Here is a 14,542-nt window from a genome sequence, read left to right on the forward strand (position 1 = left end):
CTCAACGACGCCAGCTCTGGCTCTGAACGACACGATTCATGGTTTGGCGTAACGGCTTTCATCCGCACCACCCCCGGCTCCCTCGGAAGCCAATATTCACTTAGGTGGCGCGTAGTCCGAGTTGGTACGGGTAGTCCACGTTGTTGGTACTGATATTCCACAGAGCTGAAACTACGGGCATCAAGACTTATCTCCTTGGGAGGACGACAGCGCGACGGGCGTTCCGGATTCCCAACGGGGGCGTTGATAGCGAGCTGCAAAGCCATTGCCGCTTTGGGATTCGAGGGACGCAGCTAGGACGAGATAGTGGGATGCGTCAGCTTCTCGATCCTGGACAACCGTGATCACCGACTGCTGGCCATCATCGGCCAGTTCCACCTCCCCGGAATGGCAGTACCAACAACGTGGACCAGGTCGCCGGACCAGCGCTACCTTCAAGGGCTACTCGCCACTGTGCGACGCCGCCAGCGCGGCTATGCCCAGAGCCGCTTTCAGATACTTGTTCCCGGCCATGGTCTTGGATGACTTCACTCGGCCGGCCGACTCATTGGAACCTGGGCAGACGCCGGCCCATGAAGCCAGATGTCCGGCGTCCGGAAAGACGGTCATGTCAGCTCCGGTCTCAGCAATGAGAACGTCAGCAACCAGAGTGGAGACCCCTGGAACGGTGACGAGTGCATCGCGCACCGACTCATACGGTTTCATGGCGAGATCGATTCGGGCCGTGAGTGACTCGATCGCCAGAGTCCGCGCATCGATCTGATCCAAGTGCAGTTGGGCGAGATACGCATGGTGTTCAGTGAATCGCCCAGTAAGGGCCTCGACCAACTCCGGGATCTTGGATCGCATCCGCCGTTGGGCGAACTCAGCAAGAACCGCTGGGTCCCGCACTCCCTGAATGAGCGCAGTCAGCATCAGCCTTGACGATGACTATTCGCTCTCCTGGGGGCCGGTGTTATTGACCTTCGGGGCCACTTGTCGGAAATGAAAGTAGCGTATTGTGAAGCCACCGGATACTTCTGTTCGGGGCCGTCCTAGGTGCCGGGTTCACGCCAACGCGATCAGGGACTGCATCGTGCCCACCGCGCTCCGGGCCAGACCGACGGCCACGATGTGCTCAATCTCGCCGCCGGCCAGGACGAGATACAGGCCCGTCGATCGTTCGGATACCACTGGCCCCCGGCCGCGCAACTGCTTGGCACCTCAAGGCAATATTCGTGGCCCCCGAAGACAATATTGAACGGCCCCCGCGCCGGCAAATACTCAACTAAACGCCTGCTACCTGTAAACGATGCCGTGAGAGAGCCTGTAAACGAAGACCTGAGTGACGATGTAAACAATGACCTGAGAGTTCACATACCAACAACGTGGACTAACCGTACCGAGTCGGACTACTCGCCACTCAAATGACTATCGTCGCGCACGGCGATCAAAGACGGGCTGGAAATGGTGGTGGTTTCCTGGTTCTCGCCCTAAGTCATTCGGCAGACTTGCTCTTAGCTACTGGCCTCACCCAACCCTGACACGTAGGGGAATCCCGGGAATTGCGCCACAACAGCGCTACTAGCCAGCAACTATCTCTTAAGGGCCATGCGACCAGTCGCAAGAACGATGCCTAAATCTGAACGAAGGGATCTGAGTGCGGCAATGGCGATAGCAAAAAGGAGCATGGAAAGAGTCACCAGAATACCGAGGTGCACAAATGCGCCGTACTGCTGAAAGTCGAGGAGCCAGTCCGCGCCCGCGATCAGAACAAAAATACCAAAGAACAGTGACACAGGGCGGAGTGTAACGCCCAGCAGGGCTGCAGCGGAGATGCCAACAAGTCTGAGGCCGAAAGCACTCGAAACGAGCCAGATCATGAATAGGCCGATCGAATATGCGGCGGCAACATAGTCAATTCCGAAATTCGCCAGAGCCAGTGTCAGAGCAATCATGACCACTCGCCCGACGAGTTCGCACCCCAACATCACGCCCATTCTTGCCTTGGACAGAAAGACCCAATAGTACGTGTAGCCGAGAGCTTGAAAGACGCCACCAAAGCACAGAATTCGAAGAACAGATCCGGCGTCCTCCCAACCCGGGCCTAAGACCAACCTGACGACGGGCTCGGCGACCAAGGCCATGGCGAGAAGGGCCGGCACCAAGGAGTAACTCATGAGAAGTTGCGCCCGACAGACGTAGGCGCTGTACCTCTCATCGCCCACAAGTCTTGAAAGAATAGGTAGCGCGACACGTGTAAGTGGAGCGGCCATCTGCTGGAGAGGCAACATGAAGATTTGGAATGCACGGCTGTAGATCCCCAGAGTCGATGCGCCGAGGACTTTTCCAACGGCGACCGAGGCGATATTCACGCTTGCATAGTTCAACACTTGAGTTGACGTCGTCGCCACACCGAATGCCAAAAAATTCCGGAGGTTTGGCATGGGAAGCAGACTACCCGGAACCCATCTCGCTCGAACCACCAAGACTGCCAGCGTGAAGCCAGCTCCCGCGATCTGCTGCCAAGCCAACGCCCACACGCCAAATCCAGCTAGGGCCATACCCACACCGATGGTTAGGCCCCCTAATGGGCCGAGTGCGTCTGACCAGGCCAAACCCACGAAATCGAGACGGCGTGTCAGTTCAACTCGAAACTGAGCCGATAGCGCATTCAGCAAGAAGACCAGTGCTAGCAGCTGGGTCAGAGCGGTCAACTCTGGCCTTTCGTAAAAAATTGCCAGAGGCCCGCTTAGGCAAAATACGCACACACCAGCCAAGACTCCAATGAGTGCGTTTACCCAAAACAGCGCACTCTTCTGGGCCTGACTCAACGTCGGAGCCTGCACGGCTGCAAGGGACAGCCCAAAATCCCCAAGGACTGTCGCCAACCCGACGACCGCAAGGATCATGGCTAGGAGGCCGAAAGCACTCGGTTCAAGCAGGCGGGAGAGCAGGGCCAAGCCTACCATCTGAATGATGAAGCGGAAAACCTGGGCAACGAGACTGACCGCGGCACCTCGGGCCGCGCCAGCCGGTGACGTGATTGTCGTCGACACTAGATTTTCTCTTTTGGCGTCGGATTTAGCGAAGATGCCCACTGAGATCTGTAGATTCCGCCTAACGCAATTCCTGCTTTTGTCCAGTCCCGTCGACTTAGATCTGGTGGCGGCCCATCCGCCAGGCTCGCAATGGCTGCAAATGCATCGCTTAGGTGGTCAGCTCGAAGCTGTCCGTCGTATAGGTGAACCCATGACCGGCCGACCTCATCAGCGAGAGCCACAGTGACAGAATTTCTAGGAACAAGGATGGGGCGATTGAGCGACAGAGCAAGAATAGCGGACCCAGAATTGAACATCCGCCTGTACGGGAGAACTACAAGTTCTGCCTGGCCCACTTCTTCCGCCAGTTCGGAATCGGATATGTACTCGAGGCGTGCAGTCACTCTGGGAGTTTCCAGCACGAGTTTGCCGACGCTCTCTGCGGCTTGACTCGATTCGGCTCTTCCGACAATTCTCAGCGAATACAAACTCCTCTCGGCGGCCCGAAATGCCTGAATTAGCTCTTCAACCCCTTTATATGGGCGCACGAGGCCGAAGAAGAGAATCCTGCCTGGTTCTGTCGGGACAATCCCGCTGGAGAACCAATCGCGATAGTGACCATGGAGAATGATTGTGCTATTAGCCTTGATCGCGTCCGGGACGATCGGATTCAGGCTTATCCAGACCGAAGTCAAAGAATCGAGCATACTCAACAGACGTCGACCAAATCCAGCGTCAAACGACTCATGTGGCGTCATGTTGTGAAGCGTCCTAACGACCGGAATCCTCGAACCCTTAATTCTGAGAAGTAAGAGCATAAAGAGGAAATACTTGACAGCCCTGCGAGGCCTCGATTTAGCTCGAATGAACACCTCTGGCCAGTGCACGTGTAGCAGGTCATAGTGTCCGAAGATGAGCAAGGTCCAGCTGAGGTACCGGACCTCAATGTCCGTAGGGAGCGTTCGAAATAATTGCAAGAGGTAGGGATTCGTATCAGCTTGCGGTGCCGGCACCGCCTGGAGTACGACTTTAGGTCTCGATCTTGATTGGTTCGCCCGCATCATCGCAGGACCCGATTCGAGTAGAGATGTTCAAAATCGTCAACGACGGTCTGTGCCGACACGGTAATTGGCTCCCGCATCGGGTGGTGCGCACACTCAATACGCCAACGTTGAATCAACTCGCGATCGCGACAGGCGTCGACGATGGCCGATGTCAACGCGGCAACAGTCGGTTCCACGAGGCATCCGCCGCCCGCCGCCAAGATTTCGACAGTCCCGCCGCGCGCGTAGGCCACCACCGGCGTGCCAACGAGAATTGATTCAACCGTGACTTTGCCGAAAGCCTCATTCTTCGAACAGACCAGCGAAATATCAGATTCTAAAAAGACGCTGAACGTTTCCGGGATTTCTCCGTGATACTGCACATAATCTTGGGCGCCGAGTCTTTCGATCTCACTGTGCAAGCAGATGCGTTGGCGATCCGATGCCGGGCCGTAGATATCAAGCCGAACGGACGCTCCCGTCTCTCGGGCGTTAACAACCGCCGCCACCGCATCAAGCTGCCCCTTTTCCTGATTCACCGTGCCAATAATAACGGCGCGCAACTCAGACGAACCCGCGTTGCCGGATTCCGCCGTCTCGAGTTGCTTCAAAAAATGAGTCGAAAGTTGAGGATATCGAACGACTGAAGCATGCCCAAACTGCTGGCGAATGTACTCTGAGACGCACACTACCGAGGTGGACCATCTGGCAATCAGGGCTCTAATCAATCGGCGTGGCAAGAACGATCTCAGTGACGGGTTCGTTTGTAGACTCTCACGAACTATGGTCACCACTGGAACATGGGCGATTTTCGCAGAAAGAAGCGGCGCAGGCGTCACGCCCGTATTCACTACGACCAGGTCGAATTGAGAACGTCTGAGCAGGCGAAGGTACTCGACTAAGTCCATCGCACATTGTCCCAGTCGCGCCAAGCCAATAATGCCGAATTGGCGGGGACCCATCCACGAGTGCGTCTGGATGTTTATGACCCTAACAACGCCGGGATAGGCGAGGAGGAGCTGCGAACTGAGTTGCCCATCCTCCGGCACGGCAACCGAGACTTGGTGACCGCGCTCTACCAATTCTTGCGCTAAGGACAGGAGGCTTCGTTCCGCTCCCACGAGATCGGGACTGTGAGAAACCAGAAGTATCTTCATTTTACTGTCTACGTCCATTTCAGCATTCGGCGATGAGTGTCTACTTGGTCTTGCTAGATGCTTAGGCATACCGGTACCGCGGACCGAGGATCTCTGACCACATCACCAAAATTGAGCTCAGAGGCATTCAGCTCAAATAGGTGTACCGAGCAGGCACAACAGATGTACCAAGACGCCTGCATCCGAACGAAACAGGTGTCACATTCGAATGCGGCCCTCTCGGTCTAAACCATGAGTGTTCAGTTAACTATTTCGGTAGCCGCAAGTAGCGCAGGTCACAGTAGCGAACGCCCAATCGGTTCAGTCCAGCCAAACGTTTCTGTTATCTCGCCTGCTATGGCCCGCAGACGCGTTCGTCCTCCACCTCGCATACGTACCGAGATCGGCTCAGATGCCGTCCTATAGCGCATCAGATCGTGAAGGCGATGCAAGTGCAGGCGAGCGACGATGCGGTTCCACGTGGCATCAGCAAATTCAGACGCTTCATACTCCACGGCCAATCGATCTCGATCGCGTTGAGACGCTCCACTCCTGACGTGAACAGACGTCGCATTCTTCTGGTGCGCGCGGTGAGACGCGACTACTTTCGAAATTCGAGTAATTGCTACTCCGCCCGCCGCCATCCGCAACCACAGTTCTAAATCGACAGCGTGTTCGTATTCGGTCGAAAAGCCGCCTAGTGCACGAAAAGAATCCAGGCGAATAAGCGTGCTGCACGGATCACCAAATACGTTGCCGTACAGTAGACCCAGCACAATGGTCGCTCGGTTGTTCATGGGAACGTCGCCATTCGGAAAGATGGAGTCCGCCGTCACGGCGCTACTTGGATTCTGCAGTTCGTCGCCTGATTCGGTGACGAAGTGCGGCACGCTAAAGACCACATCAGAATTGGAAGCCTGAGCTTGGGAGACAAGCTGTTCAAGAGCCTCCGGCATGAGCAAGTCGTCCTGACCAGTTACGAGGATAAATTGCCCCGTCGCCAATTGAGCACATCGATTCCAGTTTGCCGCCATCCCGATGCTCACGGGAGACCAGTCAGCCCGCCAATTGAGTTTGCAGGTAGACAAGACCGCCTTTATCAAATCCGCGTTCGCACTGGCGTCATCAGATACGATTACGTTGAAATCTGCCCGTGTCTGACGCTCAAGACTTTCAAGCAACAGTTTCAAGTATTTGAGGTCTGGGTTAAAAGTCGGGATGCACACTGAAATGGCGAAGGAAGGTTCCCCGACGCTCCTCATAGTCCCGTCAGTTTGATTCACCTCGCCAGCGCCGTCCGCGAGCAACCATTGCCTGGGCGAAGCACGCTGCGACGTGCTTCGTGTGTGTGTGCTTTCCCAGTATCGGCGTTAAGTGTGATGATGTGTTTCCCCCCAATATTTCTAACTGTGCATGTAATAGTCGACAGTAGAAGACCATGAAACTAACCACAGCCAAGCACGCAAGTGGCCGGTTCTAGTCGATTTCCTCTAGAACGGACGGAGCCCTCGTGCGTCCCTACATTAGAGTTTGGCACACGCTGAGCGGCGAGCATATCGCGGGCGTGAATCGCTTGTGGAACGAATGCGACGAAACCTACCGAACTACATTGCATCGCACTGAACTGTACTGAAGCGAGGCGCGTGAGGCCTCCTCAAATCACGCTGACCCGAGGCAGGAGAGTGCGCGGACATGTTCAGTGAAGTCGATACCCGAACTGGCAATTCTCGTCGGCCGAAGAGAATCAGGGCGATCGGAACCAAGAACACACTGAAGAGAAATGTCCGGTCTACGAATCCCAGGGAGACCTCGAGAGCACAGCTAATGAGCAGCGCAGAAAGAAAAAGCGCAGGATAGAAATGCCCGTGCCGGCCTTCTTTGGAGGCCCTTACGATAAGAAGCAATATAAGAGCAAGCACGAGGGCCGCGAAGACAGACCCCCCTGTGACAATCGTCTGAACAACTTGATTGTGACCGTGGAACGCAAGACTGCCCAGTTGATTATAATACCCAGCAATATCCTGGTACCAACTAGAGCCTAGACCGAAGACCGGCTCTGCCTGCGCGCTACGCAAGCTCTCGGCCCAAATGTGTCCACGGTTGGTGTAACTTGACGGATCTGTGGTGACGAAGGGCAAAGCGGCGACGTAAATCAAGAGACCGAGGAGCACAAAAGGAATAGAACGTCGAATCAGCGGACGCTTACCAGCTCTGCTGAGAATAAAAGCCAAAACTAAACAACACCCGACGGCCAGAACAGAGGAACGCGACGACGTCCAAAGCACCGCAAAACTTGTCGCTGAGACAGCGAGGACCTTGAAAAAGCGATTTCTAATAAAGAACAGTGCCGCAAAACCAAGCGCGAGATACTGACCCAGGTTGTTGGGGCTACCAAACATGCCGACTAGCAGGCCCCAGGGAAGAATCTCTTTCTCGGCCTCAGCGAATATTCCAGACGCTGAACGATAGATGCCTGAAGCTGGCACGAACACAGCCATCAAGATGCTGAGGGCAGCGGTTGAAAATACTAGCAAGCCCAGCAGCGACAAAATTCTGTCAACAGAAGAACTCACGAGCCATAGCGCTGTTAGAACAAGCGGATACGCATAGCTGGCAGAGCTGGGCGTGTGGCCCGCATACAGATCCCGGCTGACAATGTATAACCACGGCGATACCGCTACGACCAACACAGCCGGTGGTGGACGCTGTTGGGAGCGGGCCTGCACCCCTAGAAAAATTGTTGCCACCGCGACCACAAGTACTAGTGCGCCCAGTCCACTGGTCAACAAGGCAGGAATGGGCGCCATTGAGTAGACATCATTGGCGAGCGACTGCCTCTTGTCGAAGAACCAAGCTTGGAGAGTTAGAGGAACAATGGACTGCGCCCAGAGCAGTATCACTAGCAGCGAGATTAAGGCCTCTGAGCGGGTTGCCAAGTCAGACAGGCGGTAAGGCCGCACAGGGGTTGAGACTTGCAAGGTCGTATTTCTTCGGGCATGCATTACAACCCTACCGATCCGATACGTTGAAACATGGCAAACCCGTCAAAACTCTATGACTCTAACAGTTATTCCCAACAATTCCGCCCAGAGACCAACGCGGGCTTCGTTGTTTGACTGAGGTAGCTAGCCCGGCATATCGACCCGAGCCGCTTCAGCCGGAGATAGCTCGCAACTGTGTTGTTGCGGTCCGACTATCAGACTGGTGTTGGGTTGGAAGCGACTTTTCCGCCGCTGACATTCGTCTCTGATGAAAGAAAAGGCTTTTCCTGCACGGCCCGCCGGACCGTCATTCCGTAGATCCTCAGAGAATCGCGCCCAACGTTTTCATCTGTCAATGACAACATAGCCCAATCAAGTGACGCGGAGCTCATGCGCTCTCGCAATCCGCTGTCAGAGAGAAGCAGCCTTGTCTTTTCGATAAAATCATCGTCGCTATCGCAAATATACCCAGTCTCACCGTGGACGACAGAGTCCACATTGCCCACGGCATTCGACACGATCGCGGGGATCCCCTGCGCCTGTGCCTGCATGAGCGCGAGCGACATGCCCTCCCATAGTGTGGGAAAGACCAGGATGTCGATCGCGTCAAGCATCGTTTCTAATTCAGCCGGATTCATCCATCCCGTGATGACCACGGGACCGCCGCCCAGCCACTTTTCTGCGAGGTCGGCAGGCCCATCACCGATCCAGAAAAAGGAAGCCTGATCGGAAAGCCGCTCGGCGACTTTCGCGAATCGCCACGGCGCCTTCTGATAACAGATCCTCCCAACCATCGCAACCATCAAAGGTCGACTTTCGGCGAACGAAGACCCTGTCGTCTTGGCGCGGATTTGACTCGCGGGGATGCCAGTCCTCAGATTGAATAATCTCGGCGGGTGGAGCTTTTCCTGGGCAAGACTGTATTCGGAGGGAGAAGTCAATATGGGACCGTCGCCGATTCGAGCCAACATTCGTTCGATCATGAGGGAGACAGTTCTGACCCCCCGATTCATATCCAGCTGCAAGAAGGCGAAGCCGTGCGGTGAGTAAAATACTTTGCACGTTCTCCGTGCTGTGAGCATTGCCAAACGACCGATGACCCCGGCTTTCGAGGAATGGAGGTGGATGACGTCATATCGCCGGGAGGTAATCGCTCTCCGAATGGTCAGCGCGAGCGCCATATATGTGACTAGCGTTCTCCTGTGAACGGACATTCTGCGTAAGTGGACGTCAGGATGAAATTGCGACCTCACGGTCTCCTCCGATGGCGCCTGCGATCGTGGCAGATAAAAGACATCGACTTCTGCATCGTTCTCGGCCTGCCCGCGACTTATGCTATTCAGGACAGTAATTATCCCACCGCCGAATGCTTCGGTTATGTGAAGAATGCGCATTTCCGTACCTTCCCCCTAATCGCTGCATGCCCACACTACAGAGTTCTTCACATGCCCAGCACACCAGCTGAACACCTAGCGAACCGGTCACCTGGGATGCACGCGGAAGATCTCTTTCCCTCCGTGATGCTGAATCCGAAAGTTCCACGGAGCCGTTGCGTCTGGAATGACGACGGCAAACGTAGGACGCCCAGCTTACTCCCTGATTGTTGCGCTAGTAGGCGCCGTCCCTTGCCACAACGGCCTTAGCGGTTCGCCAAAGGATTATAAGGTCGCCCGTGATGGACCAGTTTTCCACGTAGTAGAGATCGAGACGTACCGTGTCTTCCCATGACAGGTTCGATCGGCCGCTTACCTGCCACAGACCCGTGATACCTGGCTTCACGAGAAAGCGACGATGAACGTGGGTTTCGTACTGGCTCACTTCGCCTTCGAGAGGTGGCCTTGGGCCTACGAGCGACATAGTTCCACCCAGAACATTGAACAACTGAGGAAGTTCATCCAAGCTGTAGCGGCGCAGGAATCGCCCTATTGACGTCACCCTCGGGTCGTCCTTCATCTTAAACATCACCGCGTTGCCTTCTTGGCGCTCTTTCGACTTCAGACCAACAAGCAAGGCTTCGGCATCCGTCACCATTGATCGAAATTTCAACATGTGAAAGGGCTCGCCGTTTATGCCGATGCGCTCCTGTCGAAAAAGGACCGGCCCCGGTGTGCTCAGACGCACGCCAACAGCAATTATTAAGAGGAACGGCGACAGCAAGATAACCAAGCCCACAGAGGATATAACGTCAAATGACCTTTTGGCGAAAAGCTTGCGGCCCTCATAGCGTGGAGTTTCGACGTGAATGAGCGGCAACCCGGAGACAGGTCGCGTGTGAATGCGCGGGCCACCGATATCAGTGAGGCTCGGCGCCATAACCAGGTGCTGGCGCCCAGGTTCTAAACTCCAGCTCAGCTCTCGGATGCGTTGGGGGGGAAGCTCATCGCTGCTTGTCACGATCACAGTGTCTGCTGCAGACTCGTCCATAGCGATCTGGAGTGAATCGAGATCGACTGAGATCGGGATATTTGTGTCACCCAGAAGTCCCTGCTCACTTCCATTCGGAACGCACACAGCTACGACCAAATAGCCAGCCTCGGGCTGACGCGCCAGCTCCTGTTGGAGATGGCTAACAGACTCTAATGAGCCGACCAGGATGACTCGCGATGAAAAGCGCTCGTTGAGGCGTTGCACGTTCAACCATTGTCGCCACATCCAGCGTGACGCGGCCAGGACAAGCAGCCCGAGAGGGAACGCTATGAGAATGTAACCGCGTGCAAAGTCGATCTTGAACAGGAATGCGACGAGCGCCACCAGGCCGAAAAGTCGAATTGTTGCATCCGCGACCAGTCGATATTCCTGAAAGCCGGTGCCAACTACTCGATAGCCCCGGGAGCCGTACGCCCCAAGAGCCAGCATCCACGCAGCAATTATCAGGACCGAAATGGTGGCGTAGTTGATCGCGACCTCGTTGAGGCTTCCGCGGAGAGTGAGATCGGCGGCGGCAAAACCGAACCACGCAATCTGAACACCGAAGACGACCCAAATGAGGACCAACAGGTCAGTGATCATGAGGTAGCGGGCGTAGCGAGCACGCCAATTAGGATCGACGTTCGTAGAACCAGACTCAGCGCGCGATTCAGTCGAACGAACAATACGCGCGGGAGTCGCCCTGGCGATTAATCTTGCGTTCAAATTCCCTGATTGCAGGCACTGTCTATGATTCCCATGTTGCTCCCCCGTCCAACGATTTCTTTACGATGTCTCCCACCCAGACCCATAAGGCACCGTCCACCTCGGAAATACCGATACTGCTGGACAGTTCGCTCGCAGACCTTTCATCGTCTACACACGAGGTAACGACGATGACTCCTTCGGCAGAAAGCGTGCTCAACTGCACCCCAGCACACTCTGCCTTACCTACAGTAGCAATGCGGTAGCCGGTTTCAGCTACTGAGAGATTGACAGCACCCGAGATTGGTACCGGATCAGACCAGGTAGCCGCCGAATCGTCTGTTATAAAGAGGGTTTGTTCGGCGCACAAGACGGCGGCGGAACTTGAATCTCTGGGGGCAACCGCAATGACCTCGGCACATGGAGCGGCGATTTCACCGCCAGCAGTCTGGAAAACACTTCGGTCTGCGGGATCGATGATCCAGGCATCGTCGAGCTGGTCGGGGTAGGAGCGGTAGTTGTCGCCGGCGATGAAGGTCTTGATAAATTCTGGGGAGCAGCCTTCGCCGGAGAGACCAATCATTGAGGCGATGCCGTCGTCTTCGACGGTGATCGACTGAAGAGCGGTGATGCCGGTCGGGCCGGTGGCGTTGGTGGAAGTCCAGGTGAGGCCGCCATCGAGGGTGTACTCAGGGGATGCAGCGGTTTCGGGGCAGGGACCGGTTGTTGCACGCCAGGCCACTGTGTCGTTGAGGGCCGTGATGATGCGGGTTGACGCAACTGCCGTGGTCACCGAGGAGACCGCAGATTGTGCGGGCTCGGGCGTTGCTGTCGGTGCCGGCGTTTCAGCGGTTGTGACCGCGGATGACGTGGGTGCCGCGGCAACTGGTGCATTTCTGGCTGAGACGGCCCAGAGAACGAGCAAGACGTCGACGAGAACGAAGGCGAAGACTGCGAAGTAGATCCAGAGGCGACGGACGTAGCCGTCGTTTGGGACGTGGCGGCGGCGTAATTTGGTGGCCATTACTTTGACCGGTTGAGAGCCGCGGCGAATGACTCGACTATAGCGGTTGCAGCCTGGTTGATTTCGGCGGCTACGGCGTCGTAGACGGACTGGGGTTGTTTGTAGGGGTCGGTGATGTCATCGTCTGTTAGAGCGGCTGGGGGTTGGACCAATGAACGGGCCTCGGCTGTTTTTGAGAGGAGTGTTTTGAGGGTCTCGACAGGCTCGACCAGCGGGATTTGTGCGGGGGTGGTCTCGACAGGCTCGACCAACGAAATGGGGGGCTCGACGAGGTTGGCGAGAGTGGGCACCATTCGAGCGAATTGGTTGAGCGTGAAGGTTTTGCGGACTGATTTGGGGAGCAGGGAGACTACTTCGGAGCGGTGTTCGCGCGTTGCGGTGAGGATGAGGTCGGCTTGAGCTACGAGAGCCTCTGTCAGCTGCGATGGTGAGTGTTCGGTGTTGAGCGCACCGTAGTGGAGCGAGAGGGCTGCTGCCTCGGAGGTCATGTGGCGGCCGACCATTGCTCGGGTGCCGGCGCTTGTTACCGTCAAGGGGATGCCGAGAGCCTCAGCTTTGGCTCTCAAGAGCTGTTCAGCTAAGGGCGAGCGGCAGATGTTTCCTGTACAGACGACGAGGACTTTGAGAGTGAGCTCACGTGCGGGCGGGGTGGTCTCGGCAGGCTCGACCAACGAATGTGTCACTTTTTGGCGCGGGAGCGGCGGGGGGGCTCGATTTCGGCGGCCTGTTCGGCTTCTAGATCGGAGCCGTAACCGTAGCCATAACCGTAGCCATAACCGTAGCGGCCGTAGCCGTAGGCGTCGGGGCCCTTGGTAGGGAGCATCGTCAGGACCAGACCGGAGATCGGCGCGCCCACATTGTCTAGCACCGAGATTGCGGACTTGAGCTGGTTCTTGTGGGTGCGGCCTGCGGCGACGACGATGATCGCGCCGCCTACGTTCTTCGCGAGGATCGCAGCGTCGGTCACGGGCAGCAGCGGGGCCGCGTCGAAGATGACCACGTCGAAGGTGCGGTTAAATTCGGCGATGAGGTGGGTCATGCGCGCGGAGCCGAGGAGTTCGCTCGGGTTCGGCGGTATACGGCCGCCCGGCAGTACGAACAGCTGCGCCCGACCCCAGGGCTGAATTACGTCTTCGAGTTCGGCGCGCCCGACCAGTACGTCGGTCAGGCCCACGGCGCCTTCGATGCCCATATAGTCGGCGAGCTTGGGGCGGCGCAGGTCGGCGTCGACGAGCAGCACTCGGCTACCGGCATCAGCCAAGGCGATGGCGAGGTTGGCACCGGTGGTGCTTTTACCCTCGGCTTCGATCGAAGACGTTATGACGAACGAACGATCGGCGCGTTCGATATCGAGAAACTGGAGGTTGGTGCGCAGGGTGCGAAACGACTCGGCGCGCGGGCTGCGCGGGTCAACGTGCACGATGAGCGGGCGCTCCCCCGCCTTTGGGTCAAAGACGATGCCGCCAAGGATGGGGAGGTCGGTGATCTGCTCGACGTCGCGCTCGTTGCGAATGCGGATTTCGAGGGTTTCGCGCAGGACGGCGATGCCGAGGCCGAGCGCGAGGCCAACGAGGGCACCGAGGGCGATGTTGAGGGGCACGTTTGGACTCACCGGGAGGGACGGCACCGTTGCCTCTTGGATGAGGGTAAGTTTCACTGGCGAGACTGCATCGCTGCCCGCTGAGGTCTCAATGTCGTCAACAACAGTGGTCAAAGTTTGGGAGATGGCGCTTGCCGTCTCGGCCGCGCGCACCGGGTCCGTGTCGGACACATTGATGTCAATGATCGAGGTGTCAAGTGGCGCGGAAGCGGTAACACTGTTGGCCAGCTCAGCGGCAGTCACATTCAGGTTGAGGTCGCTGATGACGGGAAGAAGCACGATTGGGGTCGACACGAGGCCGGAGTATGTCTTGACCCGCGCGACTGTGAAGGTGTTGCCCTGGGCGAGTTCCGAGGTCGTGCCCGCGTTTTGCGTCGAAACGAAGACCTTCGAGGTGGCGCTGTAGGTGGGCGTCTGAAAGAGGGAATAGCCGGCTGACGCACCGACGCCGACGAGGGCGAGGAGCACGATGAGAACCCAACTTTTGCGCAGGATTCTGATGTAGTCGCGAAGTTCCACTCAGCGGCCTTTCCTTGAGGTGCGGGGGTTCGGCCAGGGTTTGAGCCGTTGTTAGTTTTGCATAGTTTGGGGTGAGGGGGAGGTCTGGCCCTCGTGTGAGGGGTGGCA

At 56.8% G+C, this 14,542-nt stretch carries 11 protein-coding genes and 1 pseudogene; all 12 read right to left on the reverse strand.

Annotated features, from left to right (window positions below; all coding sequences use genetic code 11):
* Window positions 1-450: 450 nt before the first annotated feature.
* Window positions 451-927, reverse strand: a pseudogene (locus E3T55_RS10635) (transposase); the annotation flags it as partial.
* A gap of 120 nt (window positions 928-1,047) precedes the next feature.
* Window positions 1,048-1,173, reverse strand: coding sequence for a hypothetical protein (locus tag E3T55_RS20950; RefSeq protein WP_255455391.1), 126 nt, complete (start codon window positions 1,171-1,173; stop codon window positions 1,048-1,050).
* 401 nt (window positions 1,174-1,574) lie between these two features.
* Window positions 1,575-3,080 carry a lipopolysaccharide biosynthesis protein gene (locus tag E3T55_RS10640; RefSeq protein ID WP_166791742.1) on the reverse strand — a complete coding sequence of 502 codons (1,506 nt, stop codon included), beginning with the start codon at window positions 3,078-3,080 and terminating at the stop codon, window positions 1,575-1,577.
* Window positions 3,038-3,940 (reverse strand): glycosyltransferase, encoded by a 903-nt coding sequence (locus E3T55_RS20265; protein WP_166791743.1) that lies wholly within the window; start codon window positions 3,938-3,940, stop codon window positions 3,038-3,040. Before E3T55_RS20265 ends, E3T55_RS10640 begins: the two co-directional genes overlap by 43 nt.
* A 140-nt stretch (window positions 3,941-4,080) precedes the next feature.
* On the reverse strand, window positions 4,081-5,238 hold the full coding sequence (locus E3T55_RS10645) for a glycosyltransferase (RefSeq protein WP_166791744.1): 1,158 nt from the start codon (window positions 5,236-5,238) through the stop codon (window positions 4,081-4,083).
* Window positions 5,239-5,495: 257 nt separating this feature from the next.
* Window positions 5,496-6,461: a glycosyltransferase gene (locus tag E3T55_RS10650; RefSeq protein ID WP_166791745.1), complete on the reverse strand. Its 966-nt coding sequence runs from the start codon at window positions 6,459-6,461 to the stop codon at window positions 5,496-5,498.
* A 342-nt stretch (window positions 6,462-6,803) separates the two neighbouring features.
* Complete coding sequence (locus tag E3T55_RS10655) at window positions 6,804-8,099, reverse strand: O-antigen ligase family protein (protein WP_166791746.1); 1,296 nt, start codon at window positions 8,097-8,099, stop codon at window positions 6,804-6,806.
* Window positions 8,100-8,395: 296 nt separating this feature from the next.
* Entirely contained in the window at window positions 8,396-9,574 is a 1,179-nt protein-coding gene (locus E3T55_RS10660; protein ID WP_134519557.1) for a glycosyltransferase, read from the reverse strand.
* 214 nt (window positions 9,575-9,788) lie between these two features.
* Complete coding sequence (locus E3T55_RS10665; protein WP_134519558.1) at window positions 9,789-11,189, reverse strand: sugar transferase; 1,401 nt, start codon at window positions 11,187-11,189, stop codon at window positions 9,789-9,791.
* 145 nt (window positions 11,190-11,334) lie between these two features.
* Entirely contained in the window at window positions 11,335-12,084 is a 750-nt protein-coding gene (locus tag E3T55_RS10670; RefSeq protein WP_134519559.1) for a hypothetical protein, read from the reverse strand.
* A 230-nt stretch (window positions 12,085-12,314) separates the two neighbouring features.
* Window positions 12,315-12,986: an arsenate reductase/protein-tyrosine-phosphatase family protein gene (locus E3T55_RS10675; RefSeq protein ID WP_166791747.1), complete on the reverse strand. Its 672-nt coding sequence runs from the start codon at window positions 12,984-12,986 to the stop codon at window positions 12,315-12,317.
* Between the two features lie 8 nt (window positions 12,987-12,994).
* Complete coding sequence (locus E3T55_RS10680; RefSeq protein ID WP_134519561.1) at window positions 12,995-14,434, reverse strand: tyrosine-protein kinase domain-containing protein; 1,440 nt, start codon at window positions 14,432-14,434, stop codon at window positions 12,995-12,997.
* Between the last annotated feature and the right edge of the window lie 108 nt (window positions 14,435-14,542).

This window comes from Cryobacterium frigoriphilum (assembly GCF_004403305.1).
Taxonomy (GTDB): domain Bacteria; phylum Actinomycetota; class Actinomycetes; order Actinomycetales; family Microbacteriaceae; genus Cryobacterium; species Cryobacterium frigoriphilum.

Excerpts from the sequence above, each read along its gene's own strand:
- E3T55_RS10645 (WP_166791744.1), bottom strand. The coding sequence starts at position 5,238 with ATGGACGTAGACAGTAAAATGAAGATACTTCTGGTTTCTCACAGTCCC.
- E3T55_RS10650 (WP_166791745.1), bottom strand. The coding sequence starts at position 6,461 with ATGAGGAGCGTCGGGGAACCTTCCTTCGCCATTTCAGTGTGCATCCCG.
- E3T55_RS10660 (WP_134519557.1), bottom strand. The coding sequence starts at position 9,574 with ATGCGCATTCTTCACATAACCGAAGCATTCGGCGGTGGGATAATTACT.
- E3T55_RS10665 (WP_134519558.1), bottom strand. The coding sequence starts at position 11,189 with ATGATCACTGACCTGTTGGTCCTCATTTGGGTCGTCTTCGGTGTTCAG.